This window comes from Amycolatopsis sp. NPDC051371, from assembly GCF_040682155.1.
Taxonomy (GTDB): domain Bacteria; phylum Actinomycetota; class Actinomycetes; order Mycobacteriales; family Pseudonocardiaceae; genus Amycolatopsis.
Map to the genome: position 1 here is coordinate 28,757 of NZ_JBFBAG010000061.1, position 19,262 is coordinate 48,018.

Here is a 19,262-nt window from a genome sequence, read left to right on the forward strand (position 1 = left end):
GGACTGGAAACTAGACGAGCAGCAGGAACAGCAGCCCGTTGGGCGTACCGAGACCCGTCACGTCGTCGTAACCCGGGGTCGTGTGGATGGTCAGACCCTGGTAGTCGAGCGTGCGCACCGAGGTGAGCAGGCCGTCCGAAGCGTCGACCGAGTTCGCGTAGTCGACCCGCTCCACCGCGGCGTCCACGTGCTTCACGTCGCTGATCGCCGGCGTGCGCGAAGTCAGCTTGTAGATCACGGGGTTGATGAAGCCGTGGTGGAAGTGGTCGCGGCTGTCGGCCACGGCCATGATGCCGGCGAACACCGGCGACGCGAGGCTCGTGCCGCCGATCCGGTACTGGTCGTAGTAGGCGCCGTCCGGGAAGGTCTGCGTCTGGCCGACCAGGAAGCCGGTGTTCGGGTCACCGATCGCCGAGATGTCCGGGACGACCCGGCCCTTGTTGTTCCCGGTCTGGTTCTTCTTCGCCAGCGCGTCCGGCACGACACCCTTCTGGTAGAAGGGCTGCGCGAACAACCGGCTCGTACCGCCACCGGAACCGGTGGTGTAGGCGGCCGGACCGTAGACGCCGTTGGTCAGCGAAGACTTGCTGGTCTCCCAGCCGGTCTCGAAGATCCGCTTGCCGTCCTTGCCGATCGCGATGGACGTGCCGCCGACCGCGGTGATCCACGGCGCCGAGGCGGAGAAGTCCGGCGACGGCGTGCCGAGGCGCGCGACCTCGTCACCGTTGTCACCCGAGGAGAAGTAGACGCCGATGCCCTCGAGCACCGCCTGCAGCGAGATCTGGTTGAACACCTTGACCTCGTCGGCCGGGATGTCTTCGCCGGTGTCGCCGTAGGAGTTCGACACGATGTCGGCCTTGTGGCCGGCGATCACGTAGTTCAGTGCCTCGTCGAGGGCGTTGTCCTCGCAGGACTCGCCGCCGACGTACAGGATGTCGGCGCCCGGCGCGAGACCGTGGGCGGCCTCGACGTCGAGGGTCTCCTCGCCGTACCAGCCCGCCGCGTCGCACTGGTCCGGCGGCTCGAGAACCGGGTTCGCCGGGAAGACGTGCTGCTTGAACTGGCTCTGCTTCAGCGGGTGCTGCGGGTCGTTCTTCTTGGCGTACGTGCTCGCGTCGGAGTAGATGGTCGGCGAGGCGAACGCGTCCACGATGGCGATCGTGGTGCCCTTGCCGTCCGCGCCGACCTTGTCGACGCCGTAGGCCGAGCGCAGCTGCGCCGGGGTGTAGCCGCAGGGCGCGTACGGCAGGTGCTTGCCGTTGTAGGCGGGATCGGTGGTGTCGATCTTCTCGCCGTAGTACGCGCTGCACGGCCGCGCGTTGCGGAACCCGGGGCCGGGGGCGACGTCGGACGGCGACGCGGAACCCGTGTCGTGGTCCGGCTTGAACAGGTTGGTCGCCTGGTCGACACCGACGACGCCGAGGACGTCGGCCGCCAGGTTCGCGGGCACCGACAGGTTCTTGTCGGCGGCACGCAGGGTCTGACCCTTGACCTTGTACTTGCCCAGCTTGACCCCGAACGCGTTCTGCGTCTGGTCGGCGGAGCCGGTGGCTTCGACGTAGGCGCGGTTCGACGGCACGTCCCCGATGCTGAACCCGCTGCCGGTCAGCCACGCCTTGACGGCGTTCACCGTCGCGTCGCTGGCGGCGAACCGGTCACGCACCTGGTCGGTGCTGAGGTACTGCCGGTAGGTCTTGCTGTCCGGGTCGGACACGGCCTGCGCCAGCGCCTCGGCGCCGGCGTTGTCGCGCTGGTTCAGGTAGACCCGGAAGCTCAGCTTGGACGCGGGCGCCGTGTCGGCGACCTTCGCCTGCGCGTTCGCCCACAACGGGTGCGACTGCGGAATGTCCTGACGCCCCTGCGCGGACGCCGTCGCCGGCAGGGCGCCGGTCAGGCCACCCACCACCGCGAGCGAAAGGAGCAGGGTGGAGCTTCTTCGCACAGAAATCTCCCTCTTCGAAGCGGCCCCCAGGAAATGGGCCTGGAACACCGGACGAGACTAGATCGGTGTTCCGCTCGCGGGGAAGTACTTGCGGAACCGTTATCTGGTCGCGAATTCACGTGTCCCCGCGCGTGGTACGGAAATCCGATTTGTCACTCGGATTACGCGAGGAATAGCCCATGATGAGAGGTTAGTCCGATTCGTGCTCGTATTGCGGAACACGCGGGTGGGGCGCCCACCACCTACGAAAGTCGGTTGCTCCGTCCACTCGGGACAGTCCGCGGGTGACGGTAGTTCGGCCGTCAGGGCCGCGTTTCGAGCCGCCGGTCCACCGCGGCCGGCGCGAACTCGGCCTCGACGACCATCGCCACCGCCCCGCCGAGCGCTTCGCCGCGGCCGCCGATCTCGACACGCAGGTTCTGCGTCGAACGCGGCAGCGCCCGCCGGTAGAGGACCTCACGGACGCCGGCCACGAAATGCGGTTCGGCGAGGTCGCCGGCGATCACCAGCACGCCCGGGTTGACCACGCAGACCAGCGTCGCGAGCACCTCCCCCACCTGCCGGCCGGCGGCCTCGGCGAGCCGCACCGCGGCCGGTTCGCCGGCCAGGATCCGCTCGCGGACGCCCGAACCCGACGTCGTCGGCAGGCCCAGCTCCGTCAGCCGGGCGGCCAGCGCGCCGCCGCCGGCGACCGCGGCCAGGCAGCCGAGCGAGCCGCACAGGCAGCGCGCGTCCTCGTGGCCGGGCAGCCGGACGTGCCCGATGTCGCCCGCGCCGCCGTCGATGCCGCGGTACACCTCGCCGCCGATGACCAGGCCGGCGCCGATCCCGGTGGACGCCTTGACCACGACCAGCGCGGTCGTGTCCGGGTGCCGGGCGCGGTGCTCGCCCAGTGCCATCAGGTTCGCGTCGTTGTCGACCAGCACCGGGGCTTCGAACCGGGCCTCGAGGTGGGCGTCGATCGGGTAGCCGTCCCAGCCGGGCATGATCGGCGGCTGCGTGACGCGGCCGCGCCCGGGTTCGACGGGCCCCGGCACGGAAATCCCCACGCCGCACACCGGCCGGTCCCCCTCGGCCAGCATCTCCTCGAACCACTCCGCGATCCGGCCGAGCACCGGCTCCGGACCGTCGGCGACCCGCAGGTCGCCGGCGCGGTGAGCCAGCCGCCGTCCCGCCAGGTCGGTGAGCGCGGCCTCGGCGTGCATCGTGTCGACGCTCGCGGCGAGGACGACGGCGTGCCGGTCGTCGAACCGCAGTTGCCGGGCCGGGCGGCCGCCGGTGGAGTCCTCCTGGCCGCCTTCGACGAGCAGGCCGGCGTCCTGGAGCCGGTCCAGCCGCGCGGTGAGCGTCGTGCGGGACAGCCCACTACGCGTGAGCAGGGCTTTTCGCGTGGTCGCCTGCCCGGTCCTGACCAGCCGCAACAGCTCGCCGGCGCTGGTCGTCATCTCGCTCCCTCGGACTTTTGTCCATTGACAATACACAAGTCGGAGATAGATTGGACATATGGACGTAACACGGGACCGGGCCGCGGCTGTCCTGGACGGCAACTGGCTCGGCTCGTCGACCGTGCCCTCGCGCTCGCTCTACCCGCACCAGTGGAGCTGGGACTCGGCGTTCATCGCGATCGGCCTGCGGCACCTCTCGCCCGCACGGGCGAGGCGCGAACTGCTGACGCTGTTTTCCGCGCAGTGGCGCGACGGCCGGATCCCGCACATCCTCTTCGACCCCGGCACCCCGCCCGAGGCGTACTTCCCCGGGCCGTCCTTCTGGCGCGCCGGGCGGACGTCCGGGCTGGTCCAGCCGCCGGTGCACGCGCGCGCGGTGCTGGCGGTGCACGAGGCCGAGCCCGACCGCACGTTCCTCGCCACGCTGTACCCGAAGCTGCGGGCCTGGCACGAATACCTGCGGACGCGCCGGGACGCCGGCGGGCGCGGGCTCGCGGCGATCGTGCACCCGTGGGAGTCCGGGATGGACAACAGCCCGGCCTGGGACGGCCCGCTCTCGCGCGTCACGCCGTCGGCCGGGTTCGTCCGCCGCGACCTGCAGCACGGCGCCGCCGCCGACCGGCCGAGCGACGAGGACTACGGCCGCTACGTCCGGCTCGCCGCCGACTACCGGGACAGCGGTTACCAGGACTTCGGCGACTTCGTCGTGGAAGACCCCGGCTTTAACGCGATCCTGGCCGACGCCGAGCTGGCGCTGGCCGAGATCGCCGAGGCGCTCGCCCTGCCCGCGGCCGCCGCCACGCACCGCGAAGCCGCCGCGCGCGTCGCTAAGGCGATGCAGGAAACGCTGTGGGACAACGACTTCTTCTTCGCTCGCGACGTCCGCACGGGCTCGCTGACCCGCGCACACACGTGCGCGGGCCTGCTGCCCCTGCTGCTGCCGGACCTGGCCGTCGCCCCGGCCCTGCTGGCGACGGCCACCGGGCCGCGGTTCGGGCTCGGGCGCGTCCACGGCGTCCCGAGCCACGACCTGACCGCGCCGGAGTTCGACGCGGGCCGCTACTGGCGCGGCCCGTCGTGGGCCAACGTCGGCTGGCTGGTCCGCCAGGGCCTGCTCCGCCACGGCGAGCACGCCCTGGCCGCTCGCCTGGCCGCGGACCTCGTCGAGACGGCGTCCCGGACGGACTTCGCCGAGTACGCGGACCCGCTGACCGGCGCCGGGCACGGCGCCCGCTCGTTCGGCTGGACCGCGGCGCTCACCCTGGACCTCCTGGCTCAGCCCGCCGAAGTCGCGTAGTCCGAACCCAGCCAGGTCTCGTCGATCCGGAGCCGCTTGTAGCGCGTGCTGTCGCTCGACGCCGCGTACGTGCTCGTCACCTGGAGGCGGACGTACCTCGCCGTCACCGCCGACAGGTCGACGAACTGGACGCCGCGGTGGCTCGGGAGCGTGCCGGACTTCACCGCGCTGCCCCAGTTCTTGCCGTCGCTCGAGACGAACACCTGGTACGCCTTGATCCGCGCGGACTGCTCCGTGTCCGACCGGGCGTAGCTGACCGAGTCCTCCCGCTGGTTGACGCCGAGGTACTGGACCTTCTTCGCCGAGCCGAGGTCGTAGTCCAGGTTGACCGGGAGGGTCTTGTTGTTGTCGAAGTACGTCAGGTAGTCGCCGTCACTCGCCGACTGTCCACTGTGGCCACTCGCGGACGCGCTCGCCTTGAGCGTCACGGACTTCGGGTCGTACGTGCCGGTGCGGCCGGCCGTCTCGACCTTGAACACCGTGTCGTAGGTGTCCCAACCGGACAGCCCCGTCAGCGTCAGGCTGCCGCCGCCCTGGGTGAAGGAGATCGGCGCGCCGGTGCGCAGGTTCGTGACGCCGCGGACGCGGTAGCCGTTGTCGCGGATCTTCAGGGTGCTCCCCGACGGCTTGGTCAGGACGTGCACGTACTGCGCGTCCCCCTTGATCGTGATGACGCCGTGCGCGCCGTCGTTCCAGAAGCCCGGCTGCATGCCGCCGTACATGTAGCCGGCGCCTTCGGTACCGCCGAGAGACTCCCAAATCGCGCTCAAATACGTGTTGGCGAAGTTGTTGAACGCTTCCTGGTTCGACGGGAACTTGCCGTTCACCATCGCCGTCTCGGCCATCAGCGACTTGATCGACGAGCCCGAGTTCGTCACCAGACGTCCGATGTTCAGCGCCTTGTTCACCGCCGAGTTCGAGCCGCCGTACCACCACGAGCCGGTGTCGGGCAGCTTGAAGCACGCCTCCGTCAGCCGCGGCATCGCCGTGTACGTCGCCTGCGGGTAGTCGTAGGACGGCGACATGCCGGTCTTCTGCTCGTTGCTGATCGTGTCCATGATCGGGGTGTCTTCGTTGTTGTTGCTCAGCAGGTAGTCCGGCCGTTGCTGGTAGATCTGCTTATAGAGGTCGTGGGACTCCCAGTAGGCGTTGTCGTTGTCGATCCAGAAGCCGCCGAGGTCCGGGTAGTTCTTCATGACCTCGAAGAAGTTGTCGTAGCTGAACTGGCCGAAGCCGTCCTGGCTGTCGAGGTTCACGGTCTTGCCCTTGTACTTCGAGTAGCCGGCGGAGTCGAGCCACTCGTGGCCGCCCTCGTCGTGCCACTGGGCGTCGTTGGTCATGTAGAGGACGACCTTGAGGCCCTGGGGTTTCGCCGCGGCGATCAGTTCGCCGAGGAAGTCCCGCTTGGTGGTGCAACTGCCGGGGATCTTCGACGGCCAGGCGCGCGAGTAGCCCAGCCGGCTGTGGAACGAGGCGAGCACGAGGTACGACGCGTGCAGCTTCTTTGCCTCGGTGACCCAGTAGGCGGGATTCCACCCGCCGTCGGTGATCGCCTTTTCCCAGGCGCTGCAACTGGTGTAGCCGGGTGACGTGCGCATGCCCCAGTGCAGGAACAGGCCCGCTTGGCTGTCACGCAGCCACTGCTGGGACGGCTTCTGCAGGTCGGCCGACGCCGGCGCGGCGACGAGCCCGGCCACCACCAGCATCGAAGCGCACGCGGCGAGCACCCGGCGCAGGAACTTGGCTGACATCAGCGACCTCCAAGTGGTCTGGTCCACTGGGTGGTGTACTCCTGGCTTCCCGGCGCGGTCAATACTGAGATCCGACCTTTTCGCGACGTCCCAGCGGCCGGTACATCGCGACTTCGGCCAACCGGGTTAAATATCTGATATATGACACGAGAGATCCGATCTCTCTTGACTCGACGTCCCGGAGGCGAGTAGATGTTCTCCCCAGAGAGCGCTTTCGGCTCTCCCCCACCGCTCCGGCGACACGGGCAGCACGCCGCGCCCCCCAGAGCTGGTCGGGATGCCGACGGACGGCGGATCGGCATCCCGGCCACCTTCTCCCTGAGGGGCACCTTTACGGCCTAAGAGCCATGAAGGTGCCTCTCAGGGAATGCCCGCACCACCGGGGCCCGTGCACGAAAGGACGTCGAATGTCCGAGCACCCCCTTCGCCCGACCCGGCGCGCGGTCCTGGCCGGCACCCTGGGCGCGTTGGGCGCCCTCGCCGCGGCGGGTCCCGTCGCGCGCGCGGCGGACCGGCTCCCCCCGATCGGCGGCACGGCGGCGCCGGCGGACTGGTCCCGCGCGGTCATCGACTCGACGATGAAGCGCTACACGCCGGCGAACATCGGCGGCTGGGGCTACACCCTCGGGCTGTACCTCTACGGCCAGTACCTCTTCTACAAGCGCACCGGCGAGAAGAAGTACCTCGACTACATCGTCGCGTGGTACGACCGCTTCATCACCGACAGCGGGATCTCGAACAGCTTCACCAACCTCGACTCGATGCGCTCGTGCCAGATGCTCCCGCTGCTGTACGCGGAGACGGGCCGCAAGAAGTACAAGACGGCGGCCGACCAGCTGCGCAAGCGGTTCCCGGCCTACCCGCGCACGTCCGACGGCGGCATGTTCCACGCGACGAGCAAGGTCGGCCAGCTGTGGGGCGACGGCGTCTACATGGCCCAGCCGTTCCTCGCGCTGTACGGCGCGGCGTTCGACGACGGCGGCTACTGCTTCGAGGAGTCGGCGAAGAACCTCGCCGTCTACTTCAGCCACCTGCGCGAACCGGCGAAGGGCCTGCTGTACCACGCGTACGACGAGGACGGCTCCGAGTCGTGGTCGTCCGGGACCGGGCACCACTCGAAGTACCACTGGGCCCGCGCGATCGGCTGGTTCGGCATGGCGGCCATCGACATCCTCGAGGTGCTCCCCGCGAACCACCCGCGCCGGCCGGCGCTGATCGACATGGTCCGGTTCCTGGCGGCGGGCTACCAGCGCTACCAGGACGCGTCGACCGGCCGCTGGTACCAGGTCGTCGACCGCGGCGGGGATTCGAAGAACTGGCTGGAGACGTCGGCGTCGTCGATGTACACGTTCACGATGGCCCGCGGTGTCCAGCGCGGTTACCTGCCGGCGTCGTACCAGGCGGTGGCGGATCGCGGGTACGCCGGTGTCCTCAAGAAGGTGTCGGTCGGCTCCGACGGCCTGACGAACATCACCGACATCTGCGAAGGCACGAACGTCGGAGATCTGTCGTACTACTACGGCCGGGCCCGCAAGACGAACGACTTCCACGGCCTGGGCGCGTTCCTGATCATGAACGAGCAGTACTCGCACTGACCTCGAGGCGCGCCGCAGAAGGGGCCCCGGCTCACCAGCCGGGGCCCCTTCGTTCGCGCAGATCAGCAGGTCGAACTGGAACCCGAAGCGTTCACCCGCAGAGCAGAGCCCGACGTGGTCGCCGAGTCCTTCACGCAGTAGCCCGCCACCGTCTGGAACCCGACGTCGAACGGGCTCTTCGACCCCTTCTCCGCCGTGAAGTGGTCGAACGTGATGTCCGAACTGTTGTTCACGATGCTCGCCGGACGCCCGTCGTCCTTCGCGAACTCCACCGAGCTGTCCACGAACCGGATGCCGGCCGCGTAGTGCACATACCAGCCGTACGACGGCCGCGTGCCGATGCTCTTCGGGTTGTAGTCCGTCGCGTCGTTGCTCGGGACGCCCGTCCCCATCGTCCCGTTGCCGCCCGGGACGTTCAGGTGGACGCCGGTGAACGTGACGTCGGAGACGCGGTGGGTGCTGTCCGCGCCCCAGAGCGTCGGGCTGAAGTTCGTGCCCGTGTGCGTCCCGGTGATGTTGTCGAACGTGATGCCGCTGATCGAACCGACACCCGGCTTGTTCCCGCACCTCTTGCGCGTGCCGATCTTCATCGTGATCGGCGAGTACGTGCCGGACATCGTGATGTTGCGATAATGCACGTCCGAGATCTTCGCGCCGTCCATCGAAACGATCCCGATACCCGATTTGTGCGCGCCGGTGATCGTGATGTCCGAGAACTGGTAACCGGTGAAGTCACCGCACGTCTCGGACCCGAACATCAGCGCGTTGCAGCAGACCGCCGACAGTTTCGCGTTGTTCACCGTGACGTTCCCGTTCGGCAGTTTCGCGCCGAGCGCGTAGTCGCTCTTGAACACGAGTGCGTCGTCGTTCGCCGCGATGGTGACATCGGTGATCTTGACGTTCGTCGTGCTGATGATGTTCCAGCCGTCGCGGTCGCTCGCCGTGTCGATGGTCAGCTTGTCCGACACGACGTTCGTGCAGCCGTTGATCAGCGCCGCGAAGTGGCCGCCGCGGCGCAGCTTGATCCCGGACAGCGTGAGCCCGTCACAGCGGGTGAGCGACAGGATCTTGTCGGCCTCGCCGGACTTCGGGTTGCCGGTGATGAGGTTGCCGCCGCCGTCGATCGTGCCCGCGCCGGTGAAGCCGATGTTCGTGAGCTTGTCGCCGTAGAACATCGCGTTGTGGAAGTGGCTGTGGCCGTAGTCCTGGTAGTCGTCCCACTGGTTCGACTCGGGCTTGTCGTAACTGTCCGCACTGGACCCGGTGATCGTCGCGCCCGCATCGAGCTGGATCGTCACGTTGCTCTTCAGGTGGACCGTGCCGGCCGACTTGTAGTTCCCCGACGTGAACCGGACGGTGCCGCCGCCCGCCGCGTTGGCCGCCGTGATCGCCTTGTCGATGGCGCCGGAATCGCTGGTGGACCCGTTCCCCTTGGCGCCGTAGTCCTTGACGTCGTAAACGCCGCCGGGTGCGGCGGCGGACACCCCCGCACCGGCCACCACCAATGCCGCGACCGCGCCGGAGATCAGCAAGAACCTTTTCACCATGGAACCGCCTTGTCATGGAATCGAGAAATGCTCGGCATGACGGCGGAACACTCAGCCTACGAGTGCCATGAGCGGGGTGTCAAGATCGCCGGGAAAGCGGGGAAAGCCCATTCCCGCGAGACCCGGGAGACTCGGGGGACCCGCGCCACCCCCAGTCGGACGCGGGTCCCCCGGTGTTCGATGTGGCCGGAAAGCGGTGCAGACACCGGCTCCGGCGTCCTTTCAGGATTCGCAGTCTACCTTCGAAGAGCCCGGGGAAACCGTGCATCCGTCATGGTCCGGACCATGAATTCGGCACGATCCGGCCGGTCACGCGAACCCTACGCCGGACGCCAGCAGGTGGAACGCCCGTTCGGCCGCCGCCGCGGCCTCCGGGTGGCGCCGGGCCGCGGGGACACCGGCCGCGACCGCGTCCATGTTCGCCGTGGCCAGCGTCCGGCGGACGGCCGCGATCTGCGCGGCGGCCAGCCCGGCGTCGGGCGCCGGGACACCGGCCTCGGCGAGCGCGGCCGCCAGCGCCGCCTCCCCCGCGGACGCGAACTCCACGAGCCGCGCGACGAGCGCCGGCGTACCGGTGACCAGCCGGAACACCGCGAGCACCGCGGGCTCGTCGCACAGGCCCGTCACCGGCGAACGCTCTTCGAGACCCCGCAGGAACGCCTCCCGCAAGGCCGACAGCGCGCCCTGCCCGGGACGCCGGGCCCGGACGACGTCCGCCGCGTCGGTCTCGTGGTCGGCGAACCGGTGCAGCACCAGGTCCTCCTTCGTCGCGAAGTAGGCGAAGAGGGTCCGCTTGGACACCTCGGCCACCCGTGCCACCTCGGCGACCCCGACGGCGTCGAAACCGCGGTCGATGAAGAGCCCGATGGCCGCCGCCGAGATCGCCGCCCGCGTGCGGAGCTTCTTGCGCTCCCGCAGACCCAGTTCTTCGCTCACGTCACGCAGGGTAGCGCCACCGCCTCAGACCTGCTGGAGTCCGGGCTTGCCTGCTTGCACTACGTAGCTGCGGTCGTTTTTGATCACGACCGACGCCGGGTCGTAGACGCTGGTGTCGGACGTGGTCATGAAGTCGGCTCGCATCTGCGCCGGCGTGGTCGTGACGCGGACGTAGCCGCGCTCGCCCTTGCAGTACTTGACGTGCGGGTTGTTCGCGAGCCAGACCGCGCTCGGCGCGGTCGCGGTGTCGCTGTTGCTCGTCACCGACGTCGTGACCAGCTCCGAGCCGATGAGCGGGTCGCTGTGGTCGAAGTAGTCGAGCCGCAGGTCGGCGGCCCAGTGCCGGTGGACGTCGCCGGTGAGCACGACCGGGTTGGCGACCTTCCGGTCGACCCAGCCCTTCGCGATCCGGTCGCGCGAGGCCTCGTAACCCTGCCAGGAGTCGGGGCTCTCGCAGGTGGCCTTGTCGCCGTCGCCGTCCCGCGTGGCGAAGAAGACCTGCTGACCGAGGAAGTCCCAGGTGGCCGGGTGCGACTCGAACTGCTTGAGCAGCCACGCCTCCTCGGTGCTGCCCAGGATGCTGCGCGAGGTGTTGCGCATGTCCGTGCAGGCCGGGCCGGCCGAGCCGGACGGGTCGGCCACCTGCGCGTTGCGGAACTGACGCGTGTCGAGCATGTGGAAGCGGGCCAGGTTGCCCCACACGAGCTGCCGGTAGAGCTGGATCGACGAGCCGTTCGGCTTGGCGGTGGAGCGGATCGGCGTGTGCTCGTAGAACGCCTGGAACCCGGCGGCCTTGCGCGCGGCGGGCGCGGGCGAGGTGGTGCCGTTCCAGTTGTTCATGACTTCGTGGTCGTCGAACACGACGATCCACGGCGCGATCGCGTGCGCGGCCTGCAGGTCGGCGTCGGTCTTGTGCTGGCCGTGGCGGGCGCGGTACAGGGCGAGCGTGGTCGCGTCGTCGGCGACGGCGAGGCTGCGCGGGTTGCGTTCCGCCGCGACGCGGCCCGACTTCTTCTCGTAGATGTAGTCGCCGAGGAACAGCACCAGGTCCGGATCGTCGGCCACGACCCCCTTGTACGCGTGGTAGTAGCCCTCCTCCCAGTGCTGGCAGGAGGTGAAGCAGTACTTGAGCTGGTTGACCGCGGCCCCGGCGGCGGGTGCGGTGCGCGTGCGCCCGACCGGCGAGATGTAGCCGGAGCTCTTGAAGCGGTAGAAGTACTCGCGGGCCGGCTGCAGCCCCACCGGTTCGATGTGGACGCTGTGGGCGGACGCGCGGACCGCGTTCACCGAGCCGCTCTGCACGATCGAGCTGAACGCCGCGTCGTTCGCGATCTCCCAGTCGACCGCGTAGGTGGCGTCCGGCATGCCGCCGTAGCCGTCGGCGTTGAGCGGCGCCGGCGCGAGTCTCGTCCAGAGCACCACGCTGTCGGGGAGCGGATCGCCGGAGGCGATGCCGAGCTGGAAGGGGTCGTGGATGGTGGGGGCGGCCGCCGTGGTGCGGGCGTTCGCCCAGGACGGCAGCGCCGCCGAGGCCGCGGTGGCGGTGACCGCGGCGAGCCCGCCGAGGAGCACCTTGCGCCGGTTGACCTGAACCATGTCGGAATGCCTTTCGGGGAGGGGAGACGCGGTCAGGCCGCGAAGTCGGTGATGCCGTCGCTGCAGGACTTCAGGTCCGGCTTGGCGGTCGTGTAATTGGCGACGCAGACCTTGTAGAACACCCAGCCGCCGTGCGGGACGCTCACCGCCTTGTCGACCTTCGTGCCCTCGCCGCCGGAGTTCCAGACGTAGAACGGCCCGGCGCCGCCCTTGAGCCAGTACGCGACGACGGCCGAGTAGCCGTCGGCATCGGTGTCGTAGACCAGGAAGTGGGAGTCGGACGAGCGGTACTGCCCTTCGCCGGCGCAGGCGTCGGCGCACTGGCCGCTGCCCGAGCCGACGCCGCAGTCCGGCGCGATCCGCTGGTCGGAACCGGTGTAGACGTAGGTGTCCGAGATGTACCCGCCGAGCGCGGGCACGTAGTCCCACAACATGCTCGTGCCGTAGGTCCCGGTCACCGACGAACCGGTGATCTGACAGTCGATGGTCACCGCCGCGCCGTTCGCGACGGTCTTGACGGCCGTGGCACCCGCGGTGGGTGCCCGGCGGACGTTGAGGGGGTCGCCCGCGGTCTTGACGGTGCCGGTCGCCGCGACCGGCAACGCTCCAGCCTCGAGCGCGCCACCCACCGCCAGCGCGCCGACCGTCGCGAGGACGAGTCCTATCCCGGCCATCCGCCGGAGGTTCGAACGCTTCATGGCGGGAGCGTGACCCGGGCCCGTACACGTCCCGTACAAAGGGCCACGGACCTCCGAATGGATCTATCCCCGAGGTCGAACGGGCCATAGCATCCGGCTATGGGGGAACTCATCGGGCAGGTTGAGGCCACCTCGCTTACCATCCGCGTCCTCGGTCCGCTGGAGGTCACCGCTTCCGGGCGGGTCATCCCGCTGGGCGGGCCGAAGCCCCGGCTGCTGCTGGCCGCGCTGGCGCTGCAGCCGAACGTCGTCGTGTCCGCCGACGTGCTGGTCGAGGTGTTGTGGCCCCAGGCGGCCCCGCGCTCGGCCGCGGCGAACATCCGCACGTACGTCCATTCGCTCCGAAGACGGTTCGCCGAGATCGATCCCGACCTCGGCGAGCGGATCAGCAGCCGGACCTCCGGCTACCTGCTGACCGCGTCGCCCGAGGAACTGGACCACCTCGCGTTCACGGCCTTGGCCGGCGAAGCGCAGGAAGCGCTCGATCGTGCCGACGCCGAGAGCGCTCTCAAGCTGCTCGACCGCGCCGACGCGTTGTGGCGCGGCGAAGTCCTTGAAGGACTCCCCCACGACCACAGCTGGGGCGCGAGCGTCGCCCGGCTCGCCGAGCTGCGCCTGTCGGTGCAGGAGCAGCGCCTGCGCGCGCGGATCGACCTCGGCCGGTGCGGTGAAGCCGTCGCCGAGCTGCGCGGCCTGGTCACCGAGCACCCGTTGCGCGAAGAGCTGTGGGCGCAGCTGATCGTCGCGCTGCGCGCCGGCGGCCGGACCGCGGACGCCGTCGAAGCGTACGAATCGGCCGAGCGGGTGCTGCGCGAGGAGCTCGACGCCGAGCCGGGGGCGCGGCTGCGGGAGCTGCGCGCGACGCTGGTGCCCGAAAGCGTGCCCGCCGGGCGCCCGGCGGACTTCGTCCCGGTCTGCCAGCTGCCGCTCGACCTGCCGGACTTCACCGGCCGCGACGACGTGCTCCGCGAGGTCGCCGCCCTGATGCGCGAACGCGCGGACTCGGGCACGCCTGCCGTGGTCGTGCTTTCCGGCGCTCCCGGCGTCGGGAAGTCGGCGGTCGCCATCCGGGTCGCGCACGCCGTGCGCGACGACTTCCCCGACGGCCAGCTGCACGTCGACCTGGCCGGCACGTCGTCGTCGCCGCGGGCGCCGATGGGCGTGCTCGGGGAACTGCTGCGGGCGCTGGGCATCCCGGACGCCGGCCTGCCGCGGGAGCCGGCCGAACGCTCGGCGCTGCTGCGGTCGCGGCTGGCCGGGCGGCGGATGTGCATCGTGCTCGACGACGCCGGCAGCGCCGCGCAGGTGCGGCCGCTGCTGCCCGGCGCCGGCGCGTGCGCGGTGCTGGTGACCAGCCGGCTGCGGCTGCCCGGGCTGGCCGGGGCGACTCCGGTCGACGTCGACCTGCTGCCCGAGGCCGAAGGCGCGAGGCTGCTGGAAGGCATCGTCGGCGCCGAGCGGGTGGCCGCCGAACCGGAGAGCGCCGCGGCGATCCTGCGCCAGTGCGGGCACCTGCCGCTGGCCATCCGGGTGGCCGGCGCGAAGCTGACGAACCGGCCGGGCTGGACGCTGCGGCTGCTGGCCGACCGGCTGCGCGACGAGCACCGCCGGCTCGACGAGCTGCGCGTCGGCGACTTGGCCGTCCGCGCGAGCGTGACGCTGTCGTACGACCTGCTGCCGATGTCGGCGGCCACGGCGTTCCGCGGGCTCGGGCTGCTCGGGCCGGTCCATTTCCCGGCGTGGGCGGTCGCGGCCGTGCTGGGCCGCCGCGACGCCGAAGACGTCCTCGACGTGCTGGTCGACGGCCACCTCGTCGAGCTCGTCGGCTCCGACTCGGCCGGGCAGCCGCGCTACCGGCTTCACGACCTGTTGCGCGTGTACGCGGTGGAGCTGGCGGAGCAGAGTGACGCGGGGAAGACGCGTGCCGGGCTTCGGCGTGTCCTTACCGGCTACCTCGCGCTGGCTTTGGAAGCCGCGCGGCGGATGCCGCTGCACTTCTTCGGCATGTACTGCGACGACGAGCTGCCGCGCCCGGCCGTGCCCGCCGACGTGCTGCCCGACGACCCGGCGGCATGGTTCGCGGCCGAACGGCACACGAGCGTCGCGGCGGTGTCGCTGGCCGCCGAGCACGGCTTCGACGACCTGGCCTGGCAGCTGGCGTCGGCGCTGACGCCGTACTTCGACCTGCGCGGCCACCAGGACGACTGGCACGGCACGCACACTCTCGCGTTGGCCGCGGCCCGCCGGACGGGGTCGCTGCGCGCGGAGGCGATCGTGCAGCGCAACCTCGGTCAGTACCTGCTCTACCAGGACGAATACGCCCAGTCGCGGGTCGCGTTCGACGAGTCGAGGGCGCTGTTCGAGCAGGTCGGCGACGCGCAGGGGGTCGGCATCGCGCTGACCGGGCTGGCCACGATCCTGCGCATCGAGGGCGACGACGACGGCGCGCTCGACCACTGCCACGAAGCGCTGAAGCTGTTCGCGGAGACCGACGATCCCCACGGTGAGGCCGTGGCTCGCCTGGGCGCGGGCGCGGTCTGGATGTCGCGCGGCTGTTACGCGGCGGCGAAGCGCTGGTTCACCGACGCGCTGGAGCTGTCGGCGGCGATCGGCGACCGGCACCGCGAGGCGCACGCGTACAAGCGGCTGGGGTTGCTGTTCCAGCACCAGGGCAACCTGGCGGCGGCCCGTGAGCACGTCGACCGGGCGATCGCGATCTTCACCGACCTCGGCGACGACCACTGTGTCGGGTACGCGAACCAGAACCTCGGGGAGCTGTGCCTCCACAGTGGCGACTTCGCGCACGCGCAACTGCTGCTGGTGAACTCGCTTTCGGTGCACCGGCGGAACGGGGACCGGCGGTCGGAGGCCGAGGTGTCGCAGCTGCTCGGTGAGCTGCACCGGGCGTTGTCGCAGCCGGAGCGGTCTCGCGACTATTCGGAGCGGGCGCTGGCAATCTGGCGCGAGCTTTCGTCGCGGCCGCCGGAGCCTGCGGCCTCGGTGGAGAAGCCGCCGCACATCGTTTCGGCCTGACGTACGCGCCCCAATGTGGCCTTGGTTGCGTTCAACGCACCGAAGGCCGCCTTGGGTGCGTTGAGCGCACCGAAGGCCACATTGGGGCGCTCGCCGCACAACCACCCGGCGCTCTGCTTGTACGGATCATGTACGCCGCCCCGTCAGTCTTTCGCCACGTTCGAGTGAACGAGAGTGCGAGAGGAGAACCGGGGATGATCCGGATCAAGAAAGCCGGCCGCGTGACCGCGGCGGTTCTGGCCGCCGGGGCGGTGACGGCGCTGGCCGGAGCACCCGCCCAGGCCGCGACCACGAGCGGCGCGAACTGGCAGGAACAGCTGTCCACTGTGGACTACGACGACGTCAACGTCACCGGCGCGGGCGGAACCCTGACCCTGGCCGACGCCGCGTGGCACAGAACCGCGCAGGTCTTCGCCGGCAGCGAAGGCAGCTTGGTCACCGCCGAGCACGCCCTCGGCGCCCCGGCGAACCGCGTCAGCGCACAACTTTCCGCCGACACCCCGAAGGGCACCGCGGTCGAGGTCGACGTCCGCGGCCGCACCGGGGCGGACGCCTGGACCGAGTGGACGCCCGCCGGTACCGCGTTCAGGACCACCGTCAGCGCTGTGCAGGCGCGCATCAGCCTGCACAGCGACACCGACGGCATCCGGCCGGCCGTGCGGGGCCTCTCGCTCAGCGCCGACAGCGTCCCGCAGGTGAACGCGCTGGCCGCCACGACCGCGCTGACCTACAAGGTGTACGGCACCCGCGAAGGACTCGTCGGCGGCACCACCGCCAACGGCCACAAGATCGTCAGCCACGACCACTTCGTCTCGTTCCCGTCCGGCAAGTCCGTGTCCCCCAAGGGAACCGGCAACTACACCGCCAAGGTGTGCCGCACCGACGGCAGCAAGTGCGAGTACGCGCCGGTGTGGGAGATCGGCCCGTGGAACGAGCGCGACGACTACTGGAACCCGGCGTCGGTCCGCTCGGAGTTCAAGGACCTGCCGCAGGGCACGCCCGAAGCGCAGGCCGCGTACCTGCAGGGCTACAACGGCAAGAAGGACGACTCCGGCCGCACGGTGCAGAACCCGGCCGGCATCGACCTCGCCGACGGCGTCTTCTGGGACGGTCTCGGTATGTCGGACAACGGCTACGTGAACGTCACCTACCTGTGGACCGGCACCGGCCCGACCGGCACGGTGAAGACCGCGGGCGACCCGATGAACGTCCGGGCGAGCGCCAGCACGTCGGCCGCCGTCAAGGGCCTCGCGGCGAACTACGCCAAGGTCAACATCGAGTGCTACGTCCTGGGCGACAGCGTCACCGGCACGTTCGGCACCAGCACCATCTGGGACCGGATCGGCCCGAACAACTACGTCTCGGACACCTACCTGCAGACCGGCTCCGACGAACCGGTCGCGCCCCTGTGCTGAACCGCGGCTCGATCGAGCCCCGAGTATCGCGTGGTTGACTGCCCTCACCCCCGCGAGAGAAGCGAAGGCCCGGCGTCCCCCGCCGGGCCTTCGCCCTTTCGGATATCCCACTCACCGGTCCATCATTCACGTTCCTGAACAACTGTCCGCCCGCTGTACACGCGGTGGCGATTGTGAAAAACTTCCGGGCACCTGGAGCATTTCCCCACACGGAATGGCGGGCACCTGTGAGCGTTACCCGGAGAACCCTGCTGACCACCGCGGCCGGTGCCGCGGTGGCGGCGACGGCCACCACCTCCACGGCCGCTTCCGCGGCCTCCCTCGATGCCTCCGACCAGGCATCGGTCACCCGGACGCTCCGCCAAGCGGCCGATTACGCAGTGGCCAAGCTCCGTGCGGTGGCCCCCGGCGTCACCGCGTTTCCGGTCGGCACGAAGTTCGAGAAATGGACCTATTCGCAGAATGGCGACTGGGTCGGCGGATTCTGGCCCGGCCAGTTGTGGCTGGCCTGGCTGCACAGCGGCGACGAGCAATTCAAGACCCTCGCACTGGCGTCCGCGGAGAAACTCGCGCCGCGCCAGAACGACACCGGCACGCACGACCTCGGGTTCCTCTTCTACCCGTCGTGGGTGACCGCGTGGCGGCTCACCGGCGACGACAAGTGGAAGGCGGGCGCGGTGCAGGCCGCGTCGTCGCTGAGCAAGCGCTACAACCCGGCGGGGAAGTTCATCCGCGCCTGGGGTTCGCTGACCGACCCGAAGGACGCGGGCCGCGTCATCATGGACACGATGATGAACCTCGACCTGCTGGCCTTCGCGAGCAAGCAGACCGGGGATCCGCAGTACCTCGAAATCGCCGTGGCCCACGCGAAGACCGCGCAGAAGAACTTCGTCCGCCCGGACGGGTCGACCCCGCACGTCTTCGACTTCGACCCGGTCACCGGCGCGCCGATCGGGCCCAACACGGTGCAGGGCTACAGCCCCACGTCGTGCTGGTCGCGCGGGCAGGCGTGGGGCGTCTACGGGTTCACGACGATCTACCGCCGCACCGGTGACAAGGAGTTCCTGACCACGGCCCGGCGCCTCGCGGAATTCGCGCTGTCGCACCTGACGTCCGACCACGTGCCGGTGTGGGACTACCTCGCGCCGCAGGCACCGAACGACGTCAAGGACGCCTCCGCCGGGGTGATCATGGCCTGTGGCCTGCTCGACCTCGCGGAGATCACGCACCGCTCGCAGTACCGGGACAGCGCCCTGCGGATCCTCTCGGCGATCTCGCAGACGTGCCTGACGACGAAGTCCACCCGGGCCGAGGCGAGCGTCGCGCGCTGCACCCGCAACCGGCCGGCCGAGGACGGCATCGAGGTGTCACTCCCCTACGCCGACTACTACCTGCTGGAAGGCATCCTGCGGGTGCTCGACCGGCGGAAGGTCGACCGCGCCGTCGACCTGTCCAGCGTCTGACCCGCCGGGGAGGCCGCCACCTCCCCGGACGCGTCAGTGCTGGTGGTGCGCGTGCACCTTCGCGTGGCCGAGGCCGCGCCCGATCATCCACTTGTTCACCGGCACCGTGACCACGAACGCGATGGCCAGCGAAACCGCCAGCGCCAGCCAGAACAGGACGCTGGCCAGGCCGGCGTCCATCGCCCCCGGGATCGCCACGACGACGGTGTTGTCGATCAGCTCCATGACGGCGATCGACACGGTGTCCGCGGCCAGCGCGACCTTGAACGCCGCCGCCGGGCTCAGCCCCGACTTCAGGACGCCCCGCATGGTCAGGCCGTAGCCGAAGACGAACGCGAGGACGATCGACAGGACGACGGTCGCCGCGTTGTGCCAGCCGAACGCCGTGCCGAGGATCATGCCGAGCACCTCGCCGATCGCACAGCCGGTCAGGCAGTGCAGGGTCGCCTGGATCGCTGTCGTCCACGAAGCTCCGTGCTGTTCGCTCATGCCGTCACTATACCCCCATGGGGTATCAAGGTGCCTGTCTCGCGTGCCACAAACA

Annotated in this window: 13 protein-coding genes; 5 read left to right on the plus strand and 8 right to left on the minus strand. The window is 69.9% G+C overall.

The window, feature by feature from the left end:
- Nucleotides 1–10: 10 nt before the first annotated feature.
- Complete coding sequence (locus tag AB0M59_RS46530) at nucleotides 11–1,942, minus strand: S53 family peptidase (RefSeq protein ID WP_364628517.1); 1,932 nt, start codon at nucleotides 1,940–1,942, stop codon at nucleotides 11–13.
- A gap of 302 nt (nucleotides 1,943–2,244) precedes the next feature.
- Nucleotides 2,245–3,387, minus strand: a complete 1,143-nt coding sequence (locus AB0M59_RS46535) for an ROK family protein (protein ID WP_364628519.1) — start codon at nucleotides 3,385–3,387, stop codon at nucleotides 2,245–2,247.
- Between the two features lie 58 nt (nucleotides 3,388–3,445).
- Here AB0M59_RS46535 and AB0M59_RS46540 point away from each other — a divergent pair, with 58 nt between their 5' ends.
- Nucleotides 3,446–4,684, plus strand: a complete 1,239-nt coding sequence (locus tag AB0M59_RS46540) for a trehalase family glycosidase (protein WP_364628521.1) — start codon at nucleotides 3,446–3,448, stop codon at nucleotides 4,682–4,684.
- Here the strand turns inward: AB0M59_RS46540 and AB0M59_RS46545 are convergent.
- Complete coding sequence (locus AB0M59_RS46545) at nucleotides 4,663–6,435, minus strand: alpha-L-fucosidase (protein ID WP_364628522.1); 1,773 nt, start codon at nucleotides 6,433–6,435, stop codon at nucleotides 4,663–4,665. The two genes, AB0M59_RS46540 and AB0M59_RS46545, sit on opposite strands and share 22 nt — an antisense overlap.
- A 407-nt stretch (nucleotides 6,436–6,842) precedes the next feature.
- Between AB0M59_RS46545 and AB0M59_RS46550 the strand changes: the two genes are divergently transcribed.
- Entirely contained in the window at nucleotides 6,843–8,030 is a 1,188-nt protein-coding gene (locus AB0M59_RS46550; protein ID WP_364628523.1) for a glycoside hydrolase family 88 protein, read from the plus strand.
- 62 nt (nucleotides 8,031–8,092) lie between these two features.
- Here AB0M59_RS46550 and AB0M59_RS46555 read toward each other — a convergent pair whose 3' ends face one another.
- The 4 genes from AB0M59_RS46555 to AB0M59_RS46570 form a co-directional block, all read right to left on the minus strand.
- Complete coding sequence (locus AB0M59_RS46555) at nucleotides 8,093–9,577, minus strand: glycosyl hydrolase family 28 protein (protein WP_364628525.1); 1,485 nt, start codon at nucleotides 9,575–9,577, stop codon at nucleotides 8,093–8,095.
- 309 nt (nucleotides 9,578–9,886) lie between these two features.
- A complete protein-coding gene (locus tag AB0M59_RS46560; RefSeq protein ID WP_364628526.1) occupies nucleotides 9,887–10,513 on the minus strand; it encodes a helix-turn-helix domain-containing protein in 627 nt (208 codons plus the stop codon).
- 24 nt (nucleotides 10,514–10,537) lie between these two features.
- The gene (locus AB0M59_RS46565) at nucleotides 10,538–12,109 is read right to left on the minus strand and encodes an alkaline phosphatase D family protein (protein WP_364628527.1); all 1,572 of its coding nucleotides are present in this window, start codon (nucleotides 12,107–12,109) and stop codon (nucleotides 10,538–10,540) included.
- A 32-nt stretch (nucleotides 12,110–12,141) separates the two neighbouring features.
- Nucleotides 12,142–12,807, minus strand: coding sequence for a hypothetical protein (locus AB0M59_RS46570; protein WP_364628528.1), 666 nt, complete (start codon nucleotides 12,805–12,807; stop codon nucleotides 12,142–12,144).
- Nucleotides 12,808–12,906: 99 nt separating this feature from the next.
- On the opposite strand from AB0M59_RS46570, the gene AB0M59_RS46575 reads away from it, so the two are divergent.
- The 3 genes from AB0M59_RS46575 (at nucleotide 12,907) to AB0M59_RS46585 (ending at nucleotide 18,718) form a co-directional block, all read left to right on the plus strand.
- Nucleotides 12,907–15,840: a BTAD domain-containing putative transcriptional regulator gene (locus AB0M59_RS46575; protein ID WP_364628530.1), complete on the plus strand. Its 2,934-nt coding sequence runs from the start codon at nucleotides 12,907–12,909 to the stop codon at nucleotides 15,838–15,840.
- Nucleotides 15,841–16,034: 194 nt separating this feature from the next.
- Nucleotides 16,035–17,255, plus strand: a complete 1,221-nt coding sequence (locus AB0M59_RS46580; RefSeq protein WP_364628531.1) for a hypothetical protein — start codon at nucleotides 16,035–16,037, stop codon at nucleotides 17,253–17,255.
- 227 nt (nucleotides 17,256–17,482) lie between these two features.
- Entirely contained in the window at nucleotides 17,483–18,718 is a 1,236-nt protein-coding gene (locus tag AB0M59_RS46585; RefSeq protein ID WP_364628533.1) for a glucuronyl hydrolase, read from the plus strand.
- 33 nt (nucleotides 18,719–18,751) lie between these two features.
- Here the strand turns inward: AB0M59_RS46585 and AB0M59_RS46590 are convergent, their stop codons facing one another.
- On the minus strand, nucleotides 18,752–19,207 hold the full coding sequence (locus tag AB0M59_RS46590) for a DUF4396 domain-containing protein (RefSeq protein WP_364628534.1): 456 nt from the start codon (nucleotides 19,205–19,207) through the stop codon (nucleotides 18,752–18,754).
- Between the last annotated feature and the right edge of the window lie 55 nt (nucleotides 19,208–19,262).